Here is a 24,356-nt window from a genome sequence, read left to right on the forward strand (position 1 = left end):
AGCGGCCCCCGACAATCTGCGCATCAAAGCCGAAATCCCGGGGCCGCTTTGCGGCCCAATCGCGACACAAGGCCGCTCCCCCAGGGCGCGTGTAGCCCGCTGAAGGTCAGTGGCGCTGGTAATCAAGGCGCCGCCGATCCTTTGTGGGCATGCCCGCGAAGGAAGAAACGCGGTGGATGGCACCGGCGCTGCCGGTGTTCGCGGGTAAACCCGCTCCTACAACCGGGTATCCCACCGCTGCGCCCTACACCTTCACCGGCCGACCCGCTACAATCTCGCCCCTTCCCCGTAGCCTCCAAGGATCGCCGATGTCCGGCCTTGAACTCATTGCCGCCCTCCTCGGCGTAACCGCTGTCTGGCTCACGGTCAAGCAGAACGCCTGGTGCTGGCCAATCGGCCTGGTCATGGTGCTGATTTATGGCTGGCTGTTCTACGAGGTAAAGCTGTACTCGGGCATGTTGCTGCAAGTGGCCTACGCCATCCTGCAACTGTACGGCTGGTGGCAATGGAAGCGCCCCGGCCACGCTGAAGACGCCCGTCAGGTCTCCCGCCTGCAACGCCCGGCACTGTTCACCGGCCTGGCCACCGGGGTGCTGCTGAGCGTCGCCCTGGGCGCGGCCATGGCCAACTGGACCGATGCCGCCCTGCCCTGGCTGGATGCCACCCTGACCGGATTCAGCCTGGTGGCGCAACTGTGGATGGCGCAGAAACGCCTGCAGTGCTGGCCCCTGTGGGTCGTGGTCGACATCATCTATGTGGGCCAATACCTGCATCAGCAGTTGTATTTCACCGCCGCCTTCTTCGCCGTGCTCACCCTGATTGCTGTACGCGGCTGGCTGGAATGGCGCCGCGACCCGGCGTTGGTACAGCCATGAGTGCGCCACAAGCAATGAAAGTGCTGGTACTGTGCGGCCCAGAATCCAGTGGCAAAAGCTGGCTTAGCGGGGTGATCCAGGCACATTTTGGTGGCGTGGTGGTGGGCGAGTACGTGCGCCATTTCATCGACCAGCAATGCCGTGACACCTGCTACGCCGATATTCCCGCCATCGCCCGCGGGCAACTGGCATGGGAGGACCGTGCGCGCGAGCTGGCGCCCCCACTGCTAATTCTGGACACCCACCTGCTGAGCAACATGCTCTGGAGCCAGGCACTGTTCGACGACTGCCCAACCTGGCTGGAAGAGGCACTGCTGGCACGGCGTTACGACCTGCACCTGTTGCTCAGCCCGCAAGGGGTGGACTGGATTGCCGATGGTCAGCGTTGCCAACCCGATCTCAGCGATCGTCAGCGCTTTTTCGACGACAGCCAGGCGTGGCTGAGGCGGCACAACCAGCCGCACCAAATACTTGATGGCAATTGGCCGCAACGCCAATTGCTGGCCTTGCAATCGGTTGCTATGCTGCTTGGTAGCGATGCGCCATCATGCCCAACCGAGTGTTAAACCACTGACACACTCCGGTGGGGCAAAGCCCCCGAAATTGCGGGGCTTCCCCCTGTCCTGGGGGCAGTGTCAAGCCCGTGAAACACACTTGCAAAAACCCTTCCAATCAAGGCCACAGCTGACTTTGCCGGCAACGCGCAGGGCAAGCTGTTTCAAGCCTGAGACAACATGCGCCGCATTTTGTCAGCCTCTTGCCCTAACTATCTGATCTGAAACGCATTCTAAAAAGCGGCACACCTTCTGCTCTGTCGTTCGCATCGCTGAACAGGGCCAGCGCTCAAAGAAGGAGTTGCCGTCGTGAGGAAACGTGACAAACGCCTCTATCACCTATTACTGGTGGGTTGTGTACTGGGGTCACTCAGCCTGACGGCTCAGGCGGACAAAGGGATCATCATCATCAAGCGCGATGTGCAGGTGCGCAACGCGACCATCCCCCCTCTGATCCCAGACCCGAGCCCTACCACCGTCAATGCCAGCCCTTCTGCCCACGTGCTCAAGCAAACCAACGAGCTGAGCGATGGCGACTTCGCCGGCATCAGCAGCGGTGCAGGCATCAGCAACCTGGTCACCCAGCAGACCAATAACCTGGGTGGCAACCTCGGCAACCAGAACCAGCTTCCCAACTTGGCGGGAGGACGCGGCACGGGGTCGGGTAACGGTATCTCGAACATGGTCAACTCAAGCGTGCAGCGTGGCCTCGCGCCGCTGCAGATTCTGACCGGCGGGGGCAAGTGAGATGAAGCGCACACTGCTGATGCTGGCCGCCCTTTGCACTGCGCCGGCCTTTGCGCAATCCCTGGTTCCCGTCATCAACAACGCCGATATCGACAGTTCAGGCAGCCGCTATCAGGGCAACCTCTCTGTCAACCAGGCCGCTGGCGACAAACAGCAGCAAGTCAATGCGCGTGCCATCGCCGTCGGCCCCGAAGCCAATGCAAGCACCCAGATCCGGCAACGGCTCAACACGCCCGCCGACCCCGCGATGGACGCCCGCTCAACCATCCAGGGCAACGCTTTCAGCAACGGCAGCGGCGCCTTGGGGGTCAACCAGAGCGCAGGTGCCAACACCCAGCAAGCCAACGCACTGAACATCAGCATTGGCGCACAACCGCAAAGCATCGACGACAGCGTCCTCATGCAGCAGAACGTGGCGCTGATCAACAACTCAGGAGCAACTGACATTCCAGCAGGCTATCGCCAGGTCACCACCAGTGACCAGGCCTTCACCGGTAGCCGAGGGGTGATCCAGTTGAACCAGAGTGCCGGGGTGGGAAACCGAATGGCCAACACCTTGAGCATCCGGGTCGCGGATTGACCCTGCAGTTAAGAACGACACTTAACCTAATAGCGTACGGAGAATCACCATGAAACCCTCGATGGCAATCAAGCCTCTGGTTTTCGCAATTGCTGCGGTCATGGCTGTTGCTGTACAAGCTGGGCAAAATGATCGGCGTAATGACCACCATAACGGCCACCACAACAATGGTCATCACACGCCTCCACCCACCAAGATCCCTGTGTATGCAACGGCCAATGCCTGGGACACCCAAACCAGCACTCGCAACCGCATCTCCAATGAAGGCACCATCAACGAAGCCGAGATGAGTGACTCTGGCACCGGCTCCAGCGGCAACGTTGGCATAAACGTGGCGGCCGGTAACGGCAACCAGCAAGACAACGCCGCTGCCATTGCCAACGCAGGCTCCGACTCGAGCCTGGACAACAGCTTCGTGTTCGGCATGGCCAGTGCCACAGCTGACGTTGTGCAAACCAGCAGAAACAACCGGGTCGACAACTATTCGACCCAGTCTTCGGCTGTGATGAGCGGCTCGGCCAGCGGGGCTGAGGGCAACATTGGCATCAACGTTGCCGGTGGCGACCTCAACCAGCAGAAAAACACCATGGCCATCGCCAACACCGGTGCCCCGCTGGGTAACGCCACTGCCACGGCTTCGGCCAATCAGGACGGCCCAGGCCTGATTGTAAACAACAGCGCCGACCGCACCTATCGGGTGGATACGATTACCATCACCAAATCGGCCAGCGGTTCAAGCTCGAAGGAAGGCAGCTTCAACTCGACCGACGACCGCAGCTCGTCTTCGAGCTTCAGCGTCGCCGGTGCGCAAAGCGCCAGTTCCAGCGGCTCCAGTGGCTGGAACGCCAGCGGCTCGCAATCCAGCAATGCCAGCGGCTCCCACAACTCGAGCGCAAGTGGCTCGTTCGGCTGGGATGCCAGTGGCTCTGCCAGCGGCAGCCACAGCGCGTCGAGCAGCGCCAGCCTGGCAGCTTCGCTGGACGCTGACGTTAGCGCCTCGCGTACCCGTACCACCGACTTTGGTCGTTTCGAGCGTACCGATTCCAGCTCCTTCGATGGCTCGCTGAATGCGTCGCTGGATGTGTCGGTCGACAAGTCGCGCGAAAGTGCATACGACTCGTCGTTCGAGAAAGCATTCGACTCCAACTACGACAAGGCGCATCAGTCGTCGTACGACAAGTCCAAAGAGTCTTCGTACACCAAGTCTCACGACTCTTCGTACGAGAATGCTTCGGCGTCTGAGTTCTCGAAGTCTGGCGAGCAATCAAAACAATCCTCGAACGACGTTTCGAAGAGCTACAGCGAAAGCAGCGCCTACGACTTGAGCAATACTGTGTCCTTCCAAGTGCTGACCCCGACCGGCTGGGCCAACCCAGTTACCAATACTGCAACCCTTAGCGGTTCGGTGAACGGTGGCAGCGGTAACCTGGGCGTGAACGTAGCAGCCGGTGTGGGCAACCAGCAAAGCAACTCGCTGGCCATCTCCAACACTTCGTTCTGACCGCTGTGCTTGAGGCCCCCTTCGGGGGGCCTTTCTTCAACACACCGTAAGGCACCCGATCATGCGTATTTTCGCCTTGGCGTTTTTGCTGTGCCTGGCCAGCGTGAGCGAAGCTGCACAAATGCCGCTGTCCGTCCTGCCGGGCGGCGCTGTGGTGTTCAAACCGATCCAGAGCTTGCGTGAACGCAAGTTCGCCGACCTGGTGCAACAAAAGACCGACTTCAGCTGCGGCGCCGCCGCGCTGGCGACCATCCTGCGCCAGGCGTACTGGCTGGATGTGGACGAACATCAGATCATCGAAGGCATGCTGGCCCACGCCGACCAGGACCTTGTGCGTACGCAAGGCTTCTCGATGCTCGACATGAAGCGCTACGTCGAAAGCCTCGGGATGCGTGCCCGCGGTTACCGGGTGGCGCCTGAAACCCTGCACAGCGTACGCATTCCTGTCGTGGTGCTGATGGATGTGCGCGGCTACAAGCACTTCGTGGTCATGCAGAAAGTCGACAAAGGTTGGGTGTACATCGGTGATCCGGTGCTGGGCCACAGGCGATACAAGGTCGACGATTTCCTCAAGGGCTGGAACGGCATCATCTTCGCGGTGATCGGCCAGGGTTACGACAAGAACAACATCCTGCTCGACCCGCCCCTGCCACTGACCGCCAAGGGCCGGGTGAACAACTTCACCCCCGTGCAGGACGCAGAGCTGCTGGACTTCGGCTTCATCAGAAGCGACTTCTTCTAACGACTGTTCTAATGACAAGGAGCATGAAGCTCCAGGGAGCATTTCATGAAGACTTCATTGTGGTTGGCCATCGCCTGCCTGGCAGCCAGCTTGCCCAGTCACGCAGAGGCGTTGAAACCCATCGAACTGAAGGACCAGGAGCTGGCCAACCTCCGGGGCCGCTATGTGATGCCCGGACGAATCGTGAGCTTCGGCATTGTCATGTCCAGTACCTGGCAAAATACAAAAGGGGATGTGATCGGGGCAACGTCCACGCTGCAGGTTCAGCAATCGACCATCAAACCCCAGTTCTATGTCTCGATGATCGATAGAAAAGGCGCAGGTACGGCGCCGAGCAGCGCGTCTGCTGCCGGGACTGGCGTGGTAACGGGCGGCAACGGCCTGACCACCACCGAAGGTGTGACCCAGGTGGTCCGTGCAGCCGGTGACAACAACGCCGCTTACAACAACGTCGATATCAATGTGACCAAAGCCAACCAGGCCCCCGCCGTACAACAGCAAGGCCAGGTACTGGCCGCCGGCCAGACCCTGGTCGGGGAAAATGGCGCCGGCGCGCTCAGTGTGTCCTCAAGCGGTGTGGGCGTGCAGCTCAACATCAATGCCAGCAACAACCAAGGCAGCAGCGTGCAACGCCTGGCCCAAGGTGGCCTGCTGCAGAACTCGACGCTGCTTGGCAACGGCAACCTGGTCAACAACGTCACCACCCTGAACGTTGTCATGCGCGAGAGCGTGCCGACAGCGGCTTCCCTCAACGGTAGCCTCGACCAGCTCAAAGGTCTTCGCACCTTCGGATACTGATCTACGCTCAGTCTCATCAAAAGTAGTTGGAAGGGACGGCAACTCCATGTACCGATCTTTTACGCTCAGAGCTTTTGTGTGCTTGACTACCTTGGCCCCCGCCACCGCACTTTACGCAGCCGCCGACCCACAAGTCGAAGCGCTGAAACAGGAACTGATTGAACTCAAACGCCGCTATGAGGCACAGCAACAGGCGCTGATGGTGCTGGAGCAACGTGTGCGCCAGGTCGAGGAGGCCCCTGCTGCCGCGCAACCCAAACGCTTGGTCAAGTCTCCGGCCGAAGGGGTGAAAGGTGCGCAGACCGTCGCCTCTGGCGCACCGGGCACTACAGGAAGCTCCTACGGCCAGGCGCTGACAGCCGATTCCGAGCCGGCGCAAAGCGTTTCCAACCTGTATGACGAAGCCAGCGGATTCTTCGGCGGGGGCAAGTTCAGCTTCGAAACCGGCGTCACCTATACCCATTACGATACCCGTGCGCTGACCCTCAATGGCTTTCTGGCACTGGACTCGATCTTCCTCGGCAGCATCAACCTTGACCGGATCAAGGCTGACAACTGGACCCTGGACATGACCGCGCGCTACAACCTGGCGCAGCGCTGGCAGTTCGATATCAACGTCCCCGTGGTTTACCGCGAGTCCACCTACTCGTCTGGCGGTGCGGGGGGAGCCGGGGCAACCACTTCCGATGCCAGCGTGACCCGCGACCCGGAAATCGGCGATATCAACGTCGGGGTGGCCTACAAGTTCCTCGACGAGGACGAAACCTGGCCTGACGCAGTGGCCACCCTGCGGATCAAGGCACCAACCGGCAAAGACCCCTATGGCATCAAACTGCGCGAGGTGGACGGCAACAACAACCTGGCGGTACCGGAAAGCCTGCCGACCGGCAACGGTGTATGGTCGATCACACCGGGCATCTCGCTGGTCAAGACCTTCGACCCGGCCGTGCTGTTCGGCAGCCTGTCCTACACCTACAACATGCAAGACTCGTTCAGCGACATCAGTCCGCAGGTGAACAGCAAGGTGCCGGGTGACGTCAAGCTTGGCGACTCGTGGCAGATCGGCGGTGGCATCGCCTTTGCCCTTAACGAAAAGATGAGTATGTCGTTCTCGGTATCCGACCAGTTCGCCCGCAAGAGCAAGATCAAACCTGATGGCGGCGACTGGCAATCGATCTCCAACAGTGACTACAACGCCGCCAACTTCAATATTGGCCTGACCTTCGCCGCCACCGACAACCTGACCATCGTGCCCAACCTGTCCATTGGTCTGACCGATGACGCACCTGACTTTTCTTTCAGCCTGAAATTCCCTTATTACTTCTGATAGTTGCCATCGGCCGGGCCCGTGCGAACGGGCCCGGCTTTGGTTACAAGCCTTGTAACCGGCCGCCTTCCCTGCCCTGGCCTGATATCATCAATCACAGATGCATGACGATTTAATGGCAAAAGGGAAGTTTTTGTGAAGAACCTGTCCGACCACCCAAGCACCCGGCTTGCCGCTTTGGCGGCCCTGGTGCTGGTGATCCCACTGGGTACGCGCGCCATGCTGGGTTGGTCCAACCCGTTCGGTTACCTGTCCGATCTCGCCCTCGGCAGCCTGTTGATAGTGCTGCTACACCGCAGGCCGTGGTGGCTGGCGCTGCCCGTGCTGCTGGCCTGGGCGGCGCTGTGGGTGGCCTCGGCTGAACTGGTAAGCGCAGTGGGCCGACTGCCCACCAGCGCCGACCTTAACTACCTGACCGACCCGCAATTCATGGAGAATTCGACCGGTGGCGGCCTGGCCCATGCCTGGCTGCCCTGGGCCCTGGGTGGCGGCCTGCTGGCCTGGCTGGCCTGTGCGTGGCGCAGCCGTGCACGGCGTAGCCAGCCACTGCCGCGCAAAGCCTGGGCCATACCCGTACTGCTGTTCGGCGCGCATTGGAGCAGCCAGCAGCTGGTACCTTCCGATGCCGACCAGTGGCGGCAATACAACCTCCCCCACCAGTTGATGTCTGCCGGCATCGGTAATCTGCAACGCCAGGTCGAAGGCTGGATGGGCCGCACGCAAACCTTCACCCCGCTGGCCAGCAGCGGCCTGACTCAATCCGACCTGCATGGGCAAAGGCTGCTTGCCGGCCCTGGAAGCGCCCGCAACTTGCTGGTGATTACCCTGGAAGGCATCCCGGGCGCCTACCTGCAGCCTAACCGCCAGGCGCTGAACAGCCGTTTCAACGACGACTTGATGCCCAAGCTCAGCAAGTGGGCCGAGCGCGGCATGAACACCCCAGACTACGTGCTGCACACTCACCAGACCATCCGTGGCCTGTATGCGATGCTGTGCGGCGATTACGACAAGCTGGCCAACGGCACGCCCAAGGGCGTAGAACTGCTGACCCAGAACCAACGCAACCAGGCCTGCCTGCCGGCGCAATTGCGCCAGGCCGGCTTCACCACCCACTATCTGCAAGGCGCGGGCCTGCGCTTCATGGCCAAGGACCGCATCATGCCGCACATCGGTTTCGATTCGGTGCATGGCCAGGAGTGGTTCGCCAACAAGAACTACCTGGATTTCCCGTGGGGCAAGGATGACCGCGCCTTCTTCGAAGGTGCCCTGGGCTATGTGGGCCAGCTGCAGAAGCAGGACAAGCCATGGATGCTGACGCTGCTCACCGTGGGCACCCACCAGCCCTATTCGGCGCCGGCCGAGTACCTCGAGCGCTTCGACACACCGAAACAGGCAGCCGTCGCCTACCTGGATGACGCAGTCGGGGCATTTCTTGACAATCTTGAGCGCCAGGGCGTCCTCAAGGACACACTGGTGGTGGTGACTTCCGACGAGTCTCACGGCATCGATGGCGTGCGCCTGGCCTCGTCCTGGGGCTTCAACCTTACATTGGCGCCGGAGCAGGCCCAACTGCCAACCATCAAGCGCGGCACTTACGGCCATATCGACCTGGCCACCTCGCTGCTCGACTACTTCGCACTGCCCATTCCTGTAGCGCTTGGCGGTCGCTCGTTGTACCGCGACTACGACAGCGGCCGCGAAATGATCTCCTACACCAACGGCATGCTGCGCTACCACAACGGCCAGGGCCTGTTCACCGAATGTGACTTCCAGCAGCGCTGCCGGCGTTATGCCAGTGAAGGCTTCATCGCCGACCAGGCCCGCTACCTCGGTCCGGCCGACAGCCTGCTGGGCCAACAGATCGGCGCCTTGGCCGTGGTGCTCGATCAATCCTTGCTGCAAACCCCGCTCAACCTGCGCTACCAGTTCGGCGGCCCTTCGCCGATCAAGTTGCGCAAGCGCATTGACGATGACTGGGCCGACAACCTCATTGGCGCCCAGTATCTGGAAATGCCCGGAGGCTCGCATACCCGCGTGCGGGTCAAGGTCCGCTCACTGGACCCCAAACGTGCGGCCTACATCCGGCTCAAGGCCAAGCAGTTGGAACAGGACGTGCCGCTGGGCCTGCCAGAAGAGGTAAAGGTCACCACCGACGCGCCACTGGAGATGGAGTTCAGCTTCGACAACCCGACCGAGCGCAAGGCGTTTTCCTTCCACTTGCTGGGCTATGGCGGCGGCAAGGTAGAAGTCAGCGACTTCAGCGTGATCACCGCCCTGCCTGGCGAGGATGACGGCGCCGATGAACGGGCCGAGGGGCATATCGCTCATTCGGGCTAAGCAGGTACCGCTCATCGCCCGGTCACCGGTGCTTGTCGAATCGACCTGGTCGTACTCGACCAAGGTGTGAATCCCCCAGCGAGGAGACAGCACCATGAGCACCAGCGAAAGCAGGCACCCGGTGGTTTCCCGCAGCCAGTGGCTGGCAGCTCGCCAGCAACTGTGGCTGCACGAAAAGGCGTTTACCCACCACCGCGACGCGCTAGCCGCAGCCCGTCGCGCCCTGCCTTGGGTAAAGGTCGAGCAGGATTACCGCTTCTTCGGCCCGAACGGCGCGTTGAGCCTGGCCGACCTGTTCGCAGGCCGCAGCCAGTTGCTGCTTTACCACTTCATGTTCGCCGAAGGCTGGAGCGAGGGCTGCCCAGGCTGCTCTTTTCTGGCTGACCACTTTGACGGCGCCAACCTGCACCTGGCCCACCACGATGTGTCGCTGGTGGCGGTGTCACGGGCCCCGTATGCCGAATTTCAGGCATTTCGCCAGCGCATGGGCTGGCAGTTCCCGTGGTATTCGTCGCATGGCAGCCCCTTCAACGAGGACTTTGGCGTCAGTGTCGGCAGTGAAGGCCAGCGGCAGTACAACTATGAGCCGTATGTGGGCAATGAAAGCGAGCTGCCCGGCTTGAGTGCGTTTTTCCGCGAAGGCAACGGCAGCGTGTACCACACCTACTCAACCTACGCCCGCGGGCTGGACATTCTGGTCAACACCTACAACTTCCTCGACATTGCGCCACTGGGGCGCAACGAAGGTGGGACCATGGACTGGGTGCGGCACCATGACCGCTATGAAGGGCACCCGGACAAGCCTCACTGTTGTCACAAATGATGCAGGCAACACACACCTGTGGGGCAACTGTCTTGATCAACATTCGAAGGCCTGCGCGGTCGCCCCGTAGGAGCGGGTTCACCCGCGAAAGGGGCGGCCCTGCTGGCCAATCTCGACCTGCCGTTCACTGTTGCAGCCGCTACCGTATTCGCGGGTAAACCCGCTCCTACACACAGATCGGTGGTGGACACACATCGGATGTTGGACACAGCCTCTCGTAGGAGCGGGTTTACCCGCGAAGAGGCCGGCCCTGCTGGCCAATCTCGACCCTCCGTTCACCGTTGCCGCCGCTACCGTATTCGCGGGTAAACCCGCCCCTACACACAGATCGGTGGTGGACACACAACGGTGGTTTGACACAGCCCGCTGTAGGAGCGGGTTCACCCGCGAACACCGGCAGAGCCGGTGCCATCCACCGCGTTGGTTTCTTCGCGGGCATGCCCGCACAGAGACCTCGATCTATCAGGCTCGCACACCCAGCATCCCGCGCTCGACGATAAAGTCGATCACGGCCTGCAACCCCTCGCCCTTCTTCAGGTTGCTGAAGGTCCAGGGCCGCTGCGGCCGCATGCGCTGGGTGTCGCGCTCCATCACTTCCAGTGAAGCCCCTACATAAGGGGCCAGGTCGGTCTTGTTGATCACCAGGAAGTCGGACTTGGTAATGCCTGGGCCGCCCTTGCGCGGGATCTTCTCGCCCTCGGCCACGTCGATCACGTAAATGGTCAAGTCAGCCAGCTCCGGGCTGAACGTGGCGCTGAGGTTGTCACCGCCGCTTTCCACGAAAATGACTTCGAGGTTACCGAACTTGCGCGCCAGCGCTTCGACCGCCGCCAGGTTCATCGAAGCGTCTTCACGAATGGCCGTGTGCGGGCAGCCGCCGGTCTCCACGCCAACGATGCGCTCCGGCTCAAGGGCGCCGGCCTCGGTGAGGATGCGCTGGTCTTCCTTGGTATAGATGTCGTTGGTAACCACGGCAATCTGATAGTGATCGCGCATGGCCTTGCACAGCGCTTCCAGCAGAGCGGTCTTGCCAGAGCCGACCGGGCCGCCGACACCGACGCGCAGGGGTTGTTGATAGCTTTGCATGCAGGCAGTCCTCAGGAACGGAACAAACGGGTGTATTGGGTTTCGTGACGCGATGAAGCGATGGCCAGCAGCGGCAGGCCGCCGCCGAGCTGGTCATCGCCCAGGACCAGCGCCTGGTCCAGTGCAGCGGGCAAGTCGGCGCCAAGGTCGCGCAGCAAGGTCTGGGCAGCCTGTTGGCCGAAGGGCACCAGCTTGACGCCAGCCATGACCGCGCCCTCCAACCAGGCAAAGCCATGGCCCAATGCCAGCTGGCGCAGCGGGATGGCCCAGTGTGCAGCCAGCCAGGCCATACCGCCCAACTGGGTCAGCTCAAGGCTGGCGCGCCAGGCCGGTGCCTGGCCCAGTTGCCAGCCGTCGAGCAACCGCGCCAGCGCTGCGCCGCGCTGCTGTTCTTCCAGGCGCAGCTCGGCGGTTTCGCGGTTGGCCAGCAAGAACCGGCTCCAGTGACCGAACGCTTCGGCGTCCTCAGCCTGGCAGGCGTGGTACAGACGCGCCAGCACCGGCCAGTCGAGGCAGGCCAGGGTGTCGTGAACCTGCTCACGCTGCCAGCCGACAAAACTGTCCACGCCCCGAACCCAGCCGGCCTCGACCGCCCACTCCAGGCCTTGCGAATAGGTAAAACCACCCACCGGCAAGCCGGGGCTGGCCAACTGCAGCAGGCGCAGCAGCGCCAGGTCGCTGTTCATCAACCGGCCAGCACCAGCGCGGCGCCGGCCAACAGGCCACCGCCAAAGGCCTTCTGCAGGCCGCTGTGGCGGCGCAGCAGGCAACCGACTGCAAAGCCCGCCGCCAGCAGCAAGCCGCTGACCACGACAAACCCCGCGCTGAATTGCCAGAACGCGCTCGGCGTGGCTTCTACGCCATGGGCCCAGCCATGGAACAAGGCAAACACCGGCATGGCCATGGCCAGCAGCGACTGGCGGCTCGGCAGCAGCACCGCCCCGGCAGCCACCAGCAGCGACACGGCAATCAGGGTTTCCATGCCCAGCACATCGCCGAACAGGTGACCGCACACGGCACCACCGAACATGGCCGCCAGGGTAGCCAGGGGCAATGTCAGGTTGCGCCGGGTCAACGCGGCGAGCACGCCGGTACCCAGCAGCATCAGCAGGTGATCGAGCCCGGTCAGCGGGTGCAGCAGGCCGTCCTGCAGCGGGTTGCTGTCATGGCCCGGATGGGCGAAGGCTGGCAGTGCCAGCATCAACAGAAACAGGGCGAAAGTCTTTTTCATCGGTTGCTCCAGGGCAGTTCAGGAATGGGCAGGCAGGCGTACGAACGGGTGATCGTGGCCATGGGCATGGCTGTGGCTGTGGCCATGTGGTGCACTTTGGTAAGCGCCCGCTTCAGGCTCGAACGGAGCCTGTTCGGCCTCTACCGTCAGGCCCAGCCCCCGCAGCATGTCGTCCAGCACATGGTCGTGCTGGAAGCGCAACAGCCCGGGTTCGATCTGCAGCGGCACATGGCGGTTACCCAGGTGGTAGGCGGCGCGGGCCAACAGGTGTGGATCGGCACAGCGCACCGTCGACACCGCCTCGGGCGCCGCCAGCACGCGGATCAGCTGGGTGCCCGCGGCATCGGCCAGCAGTTCACCTCCGCGCAGCAGGTGGCCGCGCTCCAGCATCAGCCCGGCTTCGCGGCCATCGTCCAGGGTTACTCGCAGGCGGCTCTTGATACGGCTGTCCACGTCGAGGGTGACAGTGCCACTGACAACCCGCGTGCCGGGTTCGGAGATACGGCGGCTCAAGACAATCATTTGTGCTCCTCAGAACAGGAAATAGCGCTGGGCCAGCGGCAGTTCGCTGGCCGGTTCGCAGACCAGCAGCTCGCCATCGGCACGCACCTGATAGGTCTGCGCATCGACTTCGATCAGCGGCTGCAGGGTGTTGTGGACCATGTCCGGCTTGCGTACCCGCCGGCAACCGTTGACCACGCCAATCAGGCTGCGCAGGTTCAGCGCCTCGGCCAGCCCGCGGTCCATTGCCGCCTGGGGCAGGAATGTCATGCGTGTGGCATGCCGCGCCGCCCCCAGCGCGCCGAACATCGGCCGATAGTGCACAGGCTGGGGGGTGGGTATGGAGCCGTTGATGTCGCCCATGGGCGCGGTGACGATCATCCCGCCCTTGAGCACCAGGGCCGGCTTGACCGCAAAGAACGCTGGCGACCACAGCACCAGGTCGGCCAGCTTGCCGACCTCCACCGAGCCCACTTCGTGACCGATGCCGTGGGTGAGTGCCGGGTTGATGGTGTACTTGGCGATGTAGCGCTTGACCCGGAAGTTGTCGCTGTACGAGGTGTCCGGTGCCAGCGGCCCGCGACGCAGCTTCATCTGATGCGCCACCTGCCAGGTGCGCAGCACCACCTCGCCAACCCGGCCCATGGCCTGGGAGTCGGACGAGGTCATGGCAAAGGCGCCCATGTCGTGCAGGATGTCCTCGGCAGCGATGGTTTCGCGGCGAATGCGCGACTCGGCGAAGGCCACGTCCTCGGCGATGCTCGGGTCCAGGTGGTGGCAGACCATGAGCATGTCCAGGTGCTCGTCCACGGTGTTGATCGTGTACGGCAGAGTCGGGTTGGTCGAGGATGGCAGCACGTTGGCCTGCCCCGCCGCACGGATGATGTCCGGGGCATGGCCGCCACCGGCACCTTCGGTATGGAAGGTGTGGATGGTGCGGTCGCCGATGGCCGCCAACGTGTCTTCGATACAGCCCGACTCGTTGAGGGTGTCGGTGTGAATCGCCACCTGGATATCCATTTCCTCGGCCACGCCCAGGCAACAGTCGATGGCTGCTGGCGTAGAGCCCCAGTCTTCATGCAGTTTGAGCCCGACAGCACCTGCGGCAATCTGCTCGCGCAGCGCGTCCGGCCGCGAGGCATTGCCCTTGCCGAGCAGCCCGATGTTGATCGGCAAGCTGTCGGCGGCCTGCAACATGCGCGCAAGGTACCAGGGGCCGGGCGTGCAGGTGGTGGCATTGGTGCCAGTGGCCGGCCCGGTTCCACCGCCGATGAACGTGGTGACACCGCTGTTCAATGCCTCGTCCACCTGCTGCGGGCAAATGAAGTGGATATGCGAATCGACCCCCCCGGCGGTGACGATCTTGCCCTCGGCCGCGATTACCTCGGTCCCTGGCCCGACCGGCACGCTCACGCCCGGCTGCACATCGGGGTTGCCGGCCTTGCCGATCACCGCAATGCGTCCATGCTTGATGCCGATGTCGGCTTTGACGATGCCCCAGTGGTCGATGATCAGCGCATTGGTCAACACCAGGTCCATGGCCTCGACCGCCAGCATCTGGCCCTGCCCCATGCCATCGCGAATAACCTTGCCGCCGCCGAACTTCACCTCCTCGCCGTAGATCGTGAAGTCTTTCTCGACCTCCACCCACAGCGCAGTGTCGGCCAGGCGCACGCGGTCGCCAACCGTGGGGCCGAACATGTCGGCATAGGCCTGACGGGAAATACGGCTCATGCCCTGCCCTCCAGCGCGCCCATCACCTTGCCCTGAAAACCATAGACCTCACGCTTGCCGGCGTACGCCACCAGTTGCACGGTACGCGCCTGACCCGGCTCGAAGCGCACGGCAGTGCCGGCCGGGATGTCCAGGCGAAAGCCCAGGGTGGGCGCCCGGTCGAACACCAGCGCGTCGTTGACTTCATAGAAGTGGTAGTGCGAGCCGACCTGCACCGGCCGGTCGCCATGGTTGGCCACACTGACGCTGACCGTTTCTCGGCCACTGTTCAACTCGATGTCGCCCGTGGCGACCTGGATTTCACCTGGGATCATGCGACGCTCCTTGGCGGTTTCAGACGATGGGGTCATGCACGGTCACCAACTTGGTGCCATCCGGGAAGGTCGCTTCGACCTGCACGTCGTGAAGCATTTCAGCGATACCGGGCATCACCTGCTCACGGGTCAGCACTTCACGCCCCAGGCTCATCAGCTCGGCGACTGTGCGGCCATCGCGGGCGCCTTCGAGCACCGCGGCACTGATCAGCGCCACGGCCTCCGGGTAGTTGAGCTTCAGGCCACGGGCCAGACGCCGCTCCGCCAGCAGCGCGGCAGTGAACAGCAGCAGTTTGTCTTTCTCTCTCGGGGTAAGCTCCATGGCGCTCTCTCAGGTAGCCCAGATACGCGGCGGGCAGGCTGGCAGGCCGAGGATGGCCGGGCGCAGCACATGCCAAAGGCGTTGCAGGGTGCGTTGCAGGTGTTGGTTGTCATGGTCGAGCACGCGGATCACCAGCAACGACCCGAGCAGGGTCGCACCGGCCGGGTTGCCCAGTTCATCGAGTAGCGGGCAAACCTGCTCCAGCACTGCCTGATCGGCAGGTGCGGCACAAAAGGTGGCGAGTAGCGGATGCCCACCCAGCTTGTCCAGGTGCCCGCCTGCGAGCCGCAGGCGCTCATGCAGGCCAACCTCGTCAGGCAGTTCGATGTGCAAAAGGCTGTCGAGGGCGCCGTGGTCGAAACGCTCGTGCATGACCGGACGGCCCAGGCACAGGGTTTCCCAGGCCAGCAGGCGGGCGCCCGGCTCGAGGGTAAAACGGCTGGCGAGGCTGGCGCGGGCGCCGGAAAAGAAGATGCTGTCCTGCGGCAGCCACTCCAGGGTGCTGCCCGTGGCCATGTGAAAACGTTGGGTCAACCGCGCGGTCGGGCCAATGCTGCGGTAGAACTTGCTGGCGCCGGGCATGGTCAGCAGCGCGTGGCTACCCGGCTCCAGGTGAATGTCCAGTTCCAGGCGGTCGCCGGCGACGATACCGCCCGGCGGGTGCAGGACATAGACATGGCACGGCGCACCTTCAGGATAGAAAGGCCGCTGCACCAAAAGAGGTCCGAAATGCTTCCACGCACCAAGGCGGGTCACGCCGTCACGCTGGACAAAGCGCAACTGCAGGTGAGCACTCCAGCCTGCATCGTCTTGCTGTTGTTCGATCTGCTCCGCGAGCGACATCCTGCGGCCCCTGAAATCCGTGGCCTGCTGGCCGTTTAGAGGGTCCGGCGCGGGCGCCTGCTAGCGCGTACGGCCTGACCACTCGATCAAATTCGCAGGCTGGATATAGCAGGTTGCGGGCCAACTTCGCAGGTGAACGATGATGAAATCTGTGCTGCGCCCGCTCTGGCATCGGGCATGCGGGGGAATGGCGCACAAAGCAGGGGCGTGTGTCGGCCCTGTTTCGGTGCCGGCATACGTGAAAAGGGGGCTGCTTTGAGCCCCACAATTTCAAGCCTCAGTAATCGAAGCGGTCCACGGCACGCCGACGCTCGTTGTCATCACGCCGGTCATAGATGGCCGTGGTCTGGATATTGGCATGGTGCGCCAGCTTCTGCGCAATCGACAGGTCGTGCTCTTCGATCACCCGGGTAATGAATGCCCGGCGAAAATCGTGCGGCATGATCTTCACCCCCACCTGCGCGCCGCGCTGGCGGGCAATGTAGTAGATCGCATGCTTGGTAATGCGCGCCCGGGTAATGTGGTTGCCGCGACGGATGCGGTTGAACAGGAACGGGTCATCTTCCGCCCCGGCAGGCAGGTCCTGGCGGCGCAGTTCAAGCCAGGCCTGCAGCTTCTCGAACGCCCACGGCGGTGCGTACTTGACCAGCTGGTGGTTGCCCTTGCCCACTACCTGCAGGCTGCGCGCCTCGAAGTCGACCTGGTCGAGGTCGATGTCGACCGACTCCGACTTGCGCATGCCGGTGCCGTACAGCAAGGCAATGATCGCCGCATCACGTACCCCCTGTGGCCGCGGGTCGGCGGCGCACACATCCATCAGCTCGCGGATCAGGCTGCGGCGCAGGTTGCGCCCTGGCGGCAGGCGGCTGCCCGTGGCGGGCTTGACCTCGCGAATACGCAACAGCTGCTCGTGGTTGATCAGGCCCTGACGCCAGGCCTCGTTCATCACCCCGCGAATCGCGTTGACGTACAGCGACGAGCTGTTGGGCGCGTAGCCATCGGCACGCAGGGCAGCCACCAGTGCAATCACATGGCCCGGCTCGAGCCGATGCCAAGGCACATCGACAATGTTGCAGTCGACAAAACCTAGCCGGTCGGCGGCGTCCTGAAGAATGTAGCGCATGGTTTGCTGGCTGGATGGGGCCAGACGGGCCATGTACTGCAGCAGCGGATTTTTCGAGAGGTCGGACAAAACGTGAATCCTGTAGCGAAGCGTCAGCCGGCACTGAACCAGGCAAACCCTGAAGCAAGTCAAAACGACATACAAGCCAGTCTGAATGACCGCAGTACGCGCGTGTCATTCGGACCCTGAGAAGTGCCATCACCTTGATATTCAAGGGCTTTGCAAACTGGCACGGATCGTGATCTTACCCCAATTGATGCCTACTGAACGAACCAAGGACTGCCCATGCTCTTGCAACCCACTGCTTCACGCCCACGCCAAGCCGTCTGGAGCCTGGGTTTTCGCCCGTTCTTCCTGGGTGGCAGTTTGTTTGCGCTGATCGCCCTGCTGTTGTGGGCCGGCGTACTGGCTGGGGCACTGGCCCCTGCACCGCCCGGGGGTATGCTCGCTTGGCACCGCCACGAGATGCTTTACGGCTTCGCCGCCGCCATTATCGCGGGTTTTCTGCTGACCGCCGTGCAGAACTGGAGCGGCATCCCAGGCTTGAGCGGGCGGGCGCTGCAGGGTTTGTTCCTGCTTTGGCTGCTGGGGCGGGTAAGCTGGTTTATGCCACTACCGGGTAGCTTGCTGGTACTGGTCGAGGGCAGCTTCCTGCCATTGGTGGCATTGAGCCTGGCACGACCGGTCCTGCAACGGCGCCTGCGCAACAACTACCCGATCGTCGTACTGGTGCTGTTGATTGCCGCCTGCCAGTGGCTGACCTTGGCCGGTTGGTTGCACCAGGACGAACTGTGGCAGCGTCGTGGAATATTTGCCGGGCTGTGGCTGGTGACGGCGATGATGACCGTACTCGGCGGCCGGGTCATACCCTTCTTTACCCGCCGTGGCCTGGGTCACCTTGACGCGGCCCCTGCCCGCCCATGGCTGGACCGAGCCTGCCTGTTGCTCAGCGTCGCAGTACCGCTGGCGTTTGCCACCGGCCTGGCCGATACGCCGCAAGCAAATTTGGCGGTGCTGTTTTTTGCCTTGTTCGCGCTGCACGCGACCCGACTGGTGCTGTGGCATGACCGTGGCCTGTGGCGCGTACCGTTGCTGTGGTCGCTACACCTGGCCTACGCCTGGCTCGCCCTGGCCTGCCTGGGCATGGCGTTGTGGCATAGCGGGGTGGCCCTGAGCCCGAGCCTGGTGACCCACGCGCTGACCGTTGGCGCCATGACCGGGCTGATCCTGGCCATGATGGCGCGGGTCAGCCTGGGCCACACCGGCAGGCCATTGCAGGTGCCAACCAGCATTGCCTGGGCCTTTGCCCTGATGCAACTGGCGACCTTGGCCCGGGTGATTCTGCCGCTGTTCACATCGCTGGGGGTAAGCGTTTCGGCACTGTGCTGGAGCCTGGCGCTGTTGCTGTTCCTGCGCCATTACCTGCCCATCCTGCTCCGGCCCCGGGCAGACGGAATGCCCGGTTGACGTGCTTGGGCCGCCTTGCGGCGGTGTGCCATGAGGGGAACTTGGTGGATGGTTTGATCCCCCCTGATTGCAACTGATCGTCAAAGGCGAAAGACCGCTAGACAATAGCCGCCGCCCACCACCCTGGAAACATCTGCTGCACCCGGGGCTCGGCGAAGCGCTCGTCAATCAGCACCAGTACGCCACGGTCCTGGTCACCCCGAATAACCCGGCCCGCCGCCTGGATCACCTTGCGCACGCCCGGGTAGAGGTACGCGTAATCGAAACCCGCGCCAAATTGCCGCCCCAGGCGCTGTTTGAACTGCTCGTTGACCGGGTTGACCTGAGGCAGCCCCAGGGTAGCGACAAACGCACCAATCAGCCGCGTGCCGGGCAAATCCACCCCTTCGCCGAAAGCGCCGCCCAATACGGCAAAGCCCACACCTCGGCCATCGGCGACAAAGCGATCGAGAAATGCCTGGCGAGCTGCCTCGTCCATGCCCGGCTCCTGTGACCACAGCGGAATCTGCCCATGCTGCTCGGCCAACAGCCCTGCCACCTGTTGCAGGTATTCGAAGCTGCTGAAGAACGCCAGGTAGTTACCCGGCATACGCTCATATTGCCGGGCAATCAGGTCAACGATCGGCGCCAGGGAGGCTTGGCGCTGCTGGTAACGGGTGGACACCTGGCTGGCAATGCGCACCTCCAGCTGTTCGGCACGGAACGGCGCGGCCACGTCCAGCCAGGCGGTATCGGCTGGCATGCCCAGCAGGTCGCTGTAGAAGTGCCGTGGGCTCAACGTGGCGGAAAACAGCGTCACACTGCGCGCCGCCTGCATGCGTGGTGCCAGCAGCCGCGCCGGGGTGACATTGCGCAGGCACAGCGTGGCCAGCCGCCGCTTGCGCGGGCCCTGGCGCTGGCTGATATCGAACAGAAAGTGCTCGTCGAACAGCTCGGCAACCCGACAGAACTGCAAGGCCTGATAGTAGAACTGCAACACCTGGGGGTCCATGTGCGTGGGGGCCTGGTTCATCTGTTCCTGAATCACCCCGACGCACTGCTGCAGGGCGCGCAGCAGGCCTTCGGGCAGCGACTCGCGGGCCTGGTACGGCGCACGCTGCTCTTTATACAGCGCGTTCCACTGCCTGTTCAGGCGGTCCAGCGCACTGACCAGCCCAGGCGGTTTGTTCTGGCGCAACGCCAGCAGCTGGCCCTGGTCAAGGCTGGCGCTGTACATGCCGCGCCCACGCTCGACCAGGTTATGCGCTTCGTCCACCAGTACTGCCACTCGCCACTGGTTGAGCTGGGTCAGGCCGAACAGCAAAGCATGCGCATCGAAGTAGTAGTTGTAGTCGGCGACCAGCACGTCGGCCCAGCGTGCCATCTCCTGGCCCAGGTAGTACGGGCACACCTGGTGCGCCAAGGCCACTTCACGCAGGTTGGCGCGGTCGAGCAACGGCAGTGCTGCCGCAGCCTCGCGCGCAGCCGGCAAACGGTCGTAGAAACCTGCGGCCAATGGGCAGGACTCACCATGACAGGCCTTGTCCGGGTACTCACAGGCTTTGTCGCGGGCGATCAACTCCAATGTGCGCAGGGCAGGTTGCGCCGTGGCATCGGTGATCTGGCGCAGGGCATCCAGGGCGAGTGCCCGCCCTGGTGTCTTGGCGGTGAGAAAAAACAGCTTGTCCAGCTGCTGCGGCACCATGGCCTTGAGCAGCGGGAACAAGGTACCAAGGGTTTTGCCAATGCCGGTGCTGGCCTGGGCCATCAGGCAACGGCCGGTACTCACCGCCTTGTACAAGGTTTCAGCCAACTGCCGCTGGCCCTTTCGGAACTGTGGGTAAGGGAAACTCAGCGCCAGCAGGCCTTGGTCACGTTCGGCCAAGCGTCGTTGCTGCGATCGGGCCCAGCCCAGAAAGCGCTGGCACTGGGTTTCGAAGAAGGCCTGCAACTCGGCAGCCGAACAGTGCTCCGTGAACAGCGTCTGGCCGTCGCTGTCCACGTCGAGGTACACCAGCGCCACCTCGATGGCGGGCAGTTGTCGTGCCTGGCACATCAACCAGCCATAAACCTTGGCCTGTGCCCAGTGCAACTGACGGTGATTGGCCGGTTGACGCGCCAGGTCGCCACGGTGCGTCTTGATCTCTTCCAGACGATTGCTGGCAGGGTCATATCCGTCGGCACGGCCCCGCACCCTGAGGGTTTCGAACTGGCCTTCAAGGGCGATTTCCGACTCGTAGCCAGCAGCCCGCCGCGCCACCACCCGCTGATGCCCTTCGATACCCTCCTGGGCGGTGGGCGATGGCGTGAAGCGCAGGTCCAGGTCACCGACCTTGGCGCTGAACTCACACAAGGCGCGCACCGCTACGCTGTAGCTCAAGGCGTTTCGCTCCAGCGCACGTGGCACACCGCGACCGGCAGGCCGTGCTGCCTGCAGAACTCCAGCCAGCGCAGCTGATTGTCCTGCAGGCGGTCACCGGGCCCCTTGACCTCGACCATGCGATAACGGCCCTGCTCGGGCCAGAACTGAATCAGGTCGGGCATGCCGGTACGGTTGTTGCGAATGTCCTGCAACAGGCGCAGGAAACATTGCTTGAGCGCCGCGGCCGGCAGGCAAGCCAAGGCCTGCTCCAGCAGTTCCTCGCTGAGCATGGACCAGAACACGAACGGCGACTGCAGCCCCTGTTTGGCCACGTAGCAGTCGAGAATCGCCTGGCGATGGCTACCCTCGTCGAGCCTCCCGAGGCAGCGTTCGAACAGTGCACTGCGCCGTTGCTGGAAGTCGCTGTCGTGCAGGTCCTGTGGCGCGGCCTGGAACGGGTTGAAGAATGCGCCGGGCACCGGGGCGAAGATGGCCTCCCAGCACAACAGGCCAAACAGGCTGTTGAACAGCGTGTTTTCCACGTAATGCGCCTGCCCCCCCTCTTGCATCAGGTGCTGACGCACGGCTTCTTCAACGCCCAGTGCAGCGTCCCCGCGGGGCAGTTCGAGCTCGATCAGTTCCAGCGGCGTGCTGCGCTGGCGCCGCTGTGGCGGGCCGCCGAGTTTGCGCGCCAGGCGTGGCAGCATGCGCTGCAGCGCCTGAACCTCCAGCGCGTTGGCAGGTGCCGCAGCCAGTTGCACCGCCAGTGCATGGGCCTGGTGCCACTGTTCGGTGCGCTCCAGCACCCTCACCTGGCGAATGCGCGCCTGGGGATGGTTGCATTGCGCATACACCGTCGTGGCCAGGTCCCATTCACCCAGGCGTTCGCATTGTTGGCCCACGGCGAATTGCAGTCGCGCATGGCGCCGGGCCAGCCAGGGGTTGCTGCTGTGCAGGCCCTGCAGGGTGGCAAGGATCGGCAGCGGGTCGCCGCCCTGCTCCAGGCGCTCGGCGCACTGGTGCAGCGCCATGGCCAGGTCGACATCGTCACGTTGCTGCAAGGCACGCGAATCGGAGCTGAACGGCACCTGCTCGTAACGCAGCAAGCCCAGGTCGGCAAGGACGAAGTCTGACCAGTCCTGGTACAGGTTGCCGAAGAACAGCAGGCGCATGCGGTCGCACAGAGGTTGCAGGCACCACTGGAGGATACGTACCTCGCTGTCAGGGAACCATTCGACCAGTGACCGGGCTGCCAGCGCCAGGGGTTGCAACTGTGCCAACAACTCATGCTTGGCCGCGCGCGGGCGGTTCAGTTGCCGGGCGAAGCAGCGGGCCAGTTCTTCCTTGCGCAGCAACGCGAACAGCTGTTCAAGGTGCAGTTGCTCGGGCTCCCGTACCCAGCCGAGGGCCAGCAACGGCTGCAGCGCCAGCGCAGTGTCGCCGATTTCGGCGTAGTCGAGCCGATCGCTGCGAAACAACTCGCCTTTGCGCATCACCATGCGCACCATCAAGGCCTGGGCTGGCGCTTGCAGTTGACTGAAGGCACGGATGAAGGCCAGTTCCTGGTCATCGAGCAGGTCCTGGTAGCGCTGTTCGACCCACAGCACGACCTGGCGGAAGTTATGCAGGTAGTAGAACGGGTCGTCGACGGAATGGGCGATCACGGGCGGAAGTCAGGTAGCGGCAACAGGCACTGTTTATACATACAGATACCCCTCCATGACAAGCGCCGCGGGTCGCGTCACAATCAACCAAGGGTTCAGGGGCTGCACTGCAGCCCCCGTAGCGTTCACGCCTGTTCAGTTGCGCCAGCCATCCCGCCCGCCTCGACCCTGGCACTGCCAATGGGTGCCTGTAGCAGCAGGAAGTACGCCACCGCCGAGCACAGCGCCACCACCGCGCTGATCATGAACGCTGTGGTGAACGAGCCCGAGTACTGGATGCTGAAGCCCGTCACGATCGGTGCCACCGAGCCTGCGATGTAACCGCCGAAGTTCTGGATCGAGCCAAACGAGGCCACGCGCTGGCTGTCGACAATGGTGTTGACGATCATCCAGGCGGTGGCACTGGCCATATTGATGCTGAACAGCGCCAGGCAAAGCAGCATGATGCACCCCGTCAGGCCGGTGACGAACGACAGTGGCAAGGTGAACAGCGCTGCCAGCACCAGGCCAGTGATGACACTGAACTTGCGGCTGCCCAGCACGCTCATGCCACGCCTTACCAGCCAGTCACAGAAGCGCCCGGCAACGATGGTACCCGCCGCACCGAAGCCATACGCCAGCGACACCACCCAGGCGGTCTTGTACAGGTCCAGGCCATGCTCGCGCTCGAAGTAGCCCGGCAGCCAGGTCAGGTGCAGCCAGAGCATGTAGATCACCCCCATGAAACCCAACACCGCGCCCCAGGTACTGCGGTGCTTGAACAGATCAAGCCAGCCGGCAAAGTACGAAGCCTTCGGCGCGGTTACCGTGGCGGCCGCAGCCTGGCGCTCACTCGGCAGCGGTTTGCCCTCGGCGGCAAGCTCTGCCAGAAAACGGGCCTTGCTCTTGTAGAAGGTCAGCCAGCACAGCGCCAGCACCACGCCGATCACGCCGGTGATGATGAACATGCCGCGCCAGCCAAAGTTGACCATGAACAGCGTCAGCAACGGCGGCGCCAGGCAGGGGCCAAGACAGGTCGACGACCAGACCACACCGGTCGGGGTGCCGCGCTCGTTGGCGTCGAACCACTCCGACAATGCCTTGGCCGCCGATGGGAACATCGGCGCCTCGCCAATCCCCAGCAACACCCGCAGGCCCATGAAACCGGCAAAACTGTTGACCATGCCAAACGCCGCCTGGGCAACCGACCAGCCCAGCAACGAGGCGCCGAGGGCGATCTTGCTGCCCAGGCGGTCGATGATCATGCCCATTGGCAACTGGGCAAAGGCATAGGCAATGGAAAACGCCGACAACAGGATGCCCATCTGCGACGGGCTGATCATCATGTCTTTCTGGATGGAGGTGTTGGCGATCGACAGCGCACTACGGTCCAGGTAGTTGACGATGCCGATCAGCAGCAGGAACACGACGGTAATGCGCTGGTACTTCTTCATTGGGTTCATGTGA

General features: G+C 63.1%; 23 protein-coding genes. 11 read left to right on the forward strand and 12 right to left on the reverse strand.

Translation table 11 applies throughout. The annotated features are described in order from the left end of the window. The first annotated feature begins 308 nt into the window (after positions 1 to 308). The 10 genes from pnuC (at position 309) to ACF8Q6_RS04070 (ending at position 10,284) form a co-directional block, all read left to right on the forward strand. Positions 309 to 875 (forward strand): nicotinamide riboside transporter PnuC, encoded by a 567-nt coding sequence (gene pnuC / locus ACF8Q6_RS04025; protein ID WP_012052563.1) that lies wholly within the window; start codon positions 309 to 311, stop codon positions 873 to 875. Then, positions 872 to 1,441: an AAA family ATPase gene (locus ACF8Q6_RS04030; protein ID WP_088512250.1), complete on the forward strand. Its 570-nt coding sequence runs from the start codon at positions 872 to 874 to the stop codon at positions 1,439 to 1,441. The genes pnuC and ACF8Q6_RS04030 overlap by 4 nt, the downstream gene beginning before the upstream one ends. Positions 1,442 to 1,738: 297 nt before the next feature. Then, a complete protein-coding gene (locus ACF8Q6_RS04035) occupies positions 1,739 to 2,176 on the forward strand; it encodes a hypothetical protein (RefSeq protein WP_392490507.1) in 438 nt (145 codons plus the stop codon). 1 nt (position 2,177) lies between these two features. Continuing rightward, a complete protein-coding gene (locus ACF8Q6_RS04040) occupies positions 2,178 to 2,756 on the forward strand; it encodes a hypothetical protein (protein WP_012052565.1) in 579 nt (192 codons plus the stop codon). A gap of 49 nt (positions 2,757 to 2,805) precedes the next feature. Beyond that, positions 2,806 to 4,257 carry a heme utilization protein gene (locus ACF8Q6_RS04045; protein WP_392490508.1) on the forward strand — a complete coding sequence of 484 codons (1,452 nt, stop codon included), beginning with the start codon at positions 2,806 to 2,808 and terminating at the stop codon, positions 4,255 to 4,257. A gap of 61 nt (positions 4,258 to 4,318) precedes the next feature. Then, positions 4,319 to 4,999 carry a C39 family peptidase gene (locus ACF8Q6_RS04050; protein ID WP_012052567.1) on the forward strand — a complete coding sequence of 227 codons (681 nt, stop codon included), beginning with the start codon at positions 4,319 to 4,321 and terminating at the stop codon, positions 4,997 to 4,999. Between the two features lie 45 nt (positions 5,000 to 5,044). Further along, positions 5,045 to 5,797 carry a hypothetical protein gene (locus ACF8Q6_RS04055; RefSeq protein ID WP_192907453.1) on the forward strand — a complete coding sequence of 251 codons (753 nt, stop codon included), beginning with the start codon at positions 5,045 to 5,047 and terminating at the stop codon, positions 5,795 to 5,797. Positions 5,798 to 5,843: 46 nt separating this feature from the next. After that, positions 5,844 to 7,124 carry a hypothetical protein gene (locus tag ACF8Q6_RS04060; protein ID WP_004577464.1) on the forward strand — a complete coding sequence of 427 codons (1,281 nt, stop codon included), beginning with the start codon at positions 5,844 to 5,846 and terminating at the stop codon, positions 7,122 to 7,124. A 135-nt stretch (positions 7,125 to 7,259) separates the two neighbouring features. Beyond that, the gene (locus ACF8Q6_RS04065) at positions 7,260 to 9,461 is read left to right on the forward strand and encodes an LTA synthase family protein (protein ID WP_392490509.1); all 2,202 of its coding nucleotides are present in this window, start codon (positions 7,260 to 7,262) and stop codon (positions 9,459 to 9,461) included. Between the two features lie 94 nt (positions 9,462 to 9,555). Then, positions 9,556 to 10,284, forward strand: coding sequence for a DUF899 domain-containing protein (locus ACF8Q6_RS04070; RefSeq protein ID WP_392490510.1), 729 nt, complete (start codon positions 9,556 to 9,558; stop codon positions 10,282 to 10,284). Positions 10,285 to 10,746: 462 nt separating this feature from the next. Here the strand turns inward: ACF8Q6_RS04070 and ureG are convergent, their stop codons facing one another. The 9 genes from ureG to xerC all read right to left on the reverse strand — a co-directional run bounded on the left by ureG (position 10,747) and on the right by xerC (position 17,507). Next, positions 10,747 to 11,370 carry an urease accessory protein UreG gene (gene ureG, locus ACF8Q6_RS04075; protein WP_003253923.1) on the reverse strand — a complete coding sequence of 208 codons (624 nt, stop codon included), beginning with the start codon at positions 11,368 to 11,370 and terminating at the stop codon, positions 10,747 to 10,749. An 11-nt stretch (positions 11,371 to 11,381) separates the two neighbouring features. Further along, positions 11,382 to 12,056, reverse strand: coding sequence for an urease accessory protein UreF (locus tag ACF8Q6_RS04080; RefSeq protein ID WP_019751394.1), 675 nt, complete (start codon positions 12,054 to 12,056; stop codon positions 11,382 to 11,384). Continuing rightward, entirely contained in the window at positions 12,056 to 12,601 is a 546-nt protein-coding gene (locus tag ACF8Q6_RS04085; RefSeq protein WP_003253925.1) for a HupE/UreJ family protein, read from the reverse strand. Before ACF8Q6_RS04085 ends, ACF8Q6_RS04080 begins: the two co-directional genes overlap by 1 nt. 18 nt (positions 12,602 to 12,619) lie before the next feature. Further along, positions 12,620 to 13,123: an urease accessory protein UreE gene (gene ureE / locus ACF8Q6_RS04090; RefSeq protein WP_232862523.1), complete on the reverse strand. Its 504-nt coding sequence runs from the start codon at positions 13,121 to 13,123 to the stop codon at positions 12,620 to 12,622. 9 nt (positions 13,124 to 13,132) lie between these two features. Continuing rightward, positions 13,133 to 14,836: an urease subunit alpha gene (gene ureC, locus ACF8Q6_RS04095; RefSeq protein WP_392490444.1), complete on the reverse strand. Its 1,704-nt coding sequence runs from the start codon at positions 14,834 to 14,836 to the stop codon at positions 13,133 to 13,135. After that, complete coding sequence (locus ACF8Q6_RS04100; RefSeq protein ID WP_003253928.1) at positions 14,833 to 15,150, reverse strand: urease subunit beta; 318 nt, start codon at positions 15,148 to 15,150, stop codon at positions 14,833 to 14,835. The genes ureC and ACF8Q6_RS04100 overlap by 4 nt, the downstream gene beginning before the upstream one ends. Before the next feature lie 19 nt (positions 15,151 to 15,169). Further along, a complete protein-coding gene (locus ACF8Q6_RS04105) occupies positions 15,170 to 15,472 on the reverse strand; it encodes an urease subunit gamma (protein ID WP_003253929.1) in 303 nt (100 codons plus the stop codon). A 9-nt stretch (positions 15,473 to 15,481) separates the two neighbouring features. Then, on the reverse strand, positions 15,482 to 16,315 hold the full coding sequence (locus ACF8Q6_RS04110) for an urease accessory protein UreD (RefSeq protein ID WP_392490445.1): 834 nt from the start codon (positions 16,313 to 16,315) through the stop codon (positions 15,482 to 15,484). 277 nt (positions 16,316 to 16,592) lie between these two features. Continuing rightward, a complete protein-coding gene (xerC, locus tag ACF8Q6_RS04115; RefSeq protein WP_392490446.1) occupies positions 16,593 to 17,507 on the reverse strand; it encodes a tyrosine recombinase XerC in 915 nt (304 codons plus the stop codon). Positions 17,508 to 17,723: 216 nt separating this feature from the next. Here xerC and ACF8Q6_RS04120 point away from each other — a divergent pair, with 216 nt between their 5' ends. After that, positions 17,724 to 18,905 carry an NnrS family protein gene (locus ACF8Q6_RS04120; protein ID WP_392490447.1) on the forward strand — a complete coding sequence of 394 codons (1,182 nt, stop codon included), beginning with the start codon at positions 17,724 to 17,726 and terminating at the stop codon, positions 18,903 to 18,905. 97 nt (positions 18,906 to 19,002) lie between these two features. Here ACF8Q6_RS04120 and ACF8Q6_RS04125 read toward each other — a convergent pair whose 3' ends face one another. The 3 genes from ACF8Q6_RS04125 to ACF8Q6_RS04135 form a co-directional block, all read right to left on the reverse strand. Then, positions 19,003 to 21,264: an ATP-dependent DNA helicase gene (locus ACF8Q6_RS04125; protein WP_392490448.1), complete on the reverse strand. Its 2,262-nt coding sequence runs from the start codon at positions 21,262 to 21,264 to the stop codon at positions 19,003 to 19,005. After that, a complete protein-coding gene (locus ACF8Q6_RS04130) occupies positions 21,261 to 22,910 on the reverse strand; it encodes a VRR-NUC domain-containing protein (protein ID WP_392490449.1) in 1,650 nt (549 codons plus the stop codon). Before ACF8Q6_RS04130 ends, ACF8Q6_RS04125 begins: the two co-directional genes overlap by 4 nt. A gap of 125 nt (positions 22,911 to 23,035) precedes the next feature. Then, complete coding sequence (locus tag ACF8Q6_RS04135; protein ID WP_019751388.1) at positions 23,036 to 24,343, reverse strand: MFS transporter; 1,308 nt, start codon at positions 24,341 to 24,343, stop codon at positions 23,036 to 23,038. Between the last annotated feature and the right edge of the window lie 13 nt (positions 24,344 to 24,356).

The sequence above is a fragment of the Pseudomonas sp. GLN_2 genome, assembly GCF_043106005.1.
Taxonomy (GTDB): domain Bacteria; phylum Pseudomonadota; class Gammaproteobacteria; order Pseudomonadales; family Pseudomonadaceae; genus Aquipseudomonas; species Aquipseudomonas alloputida.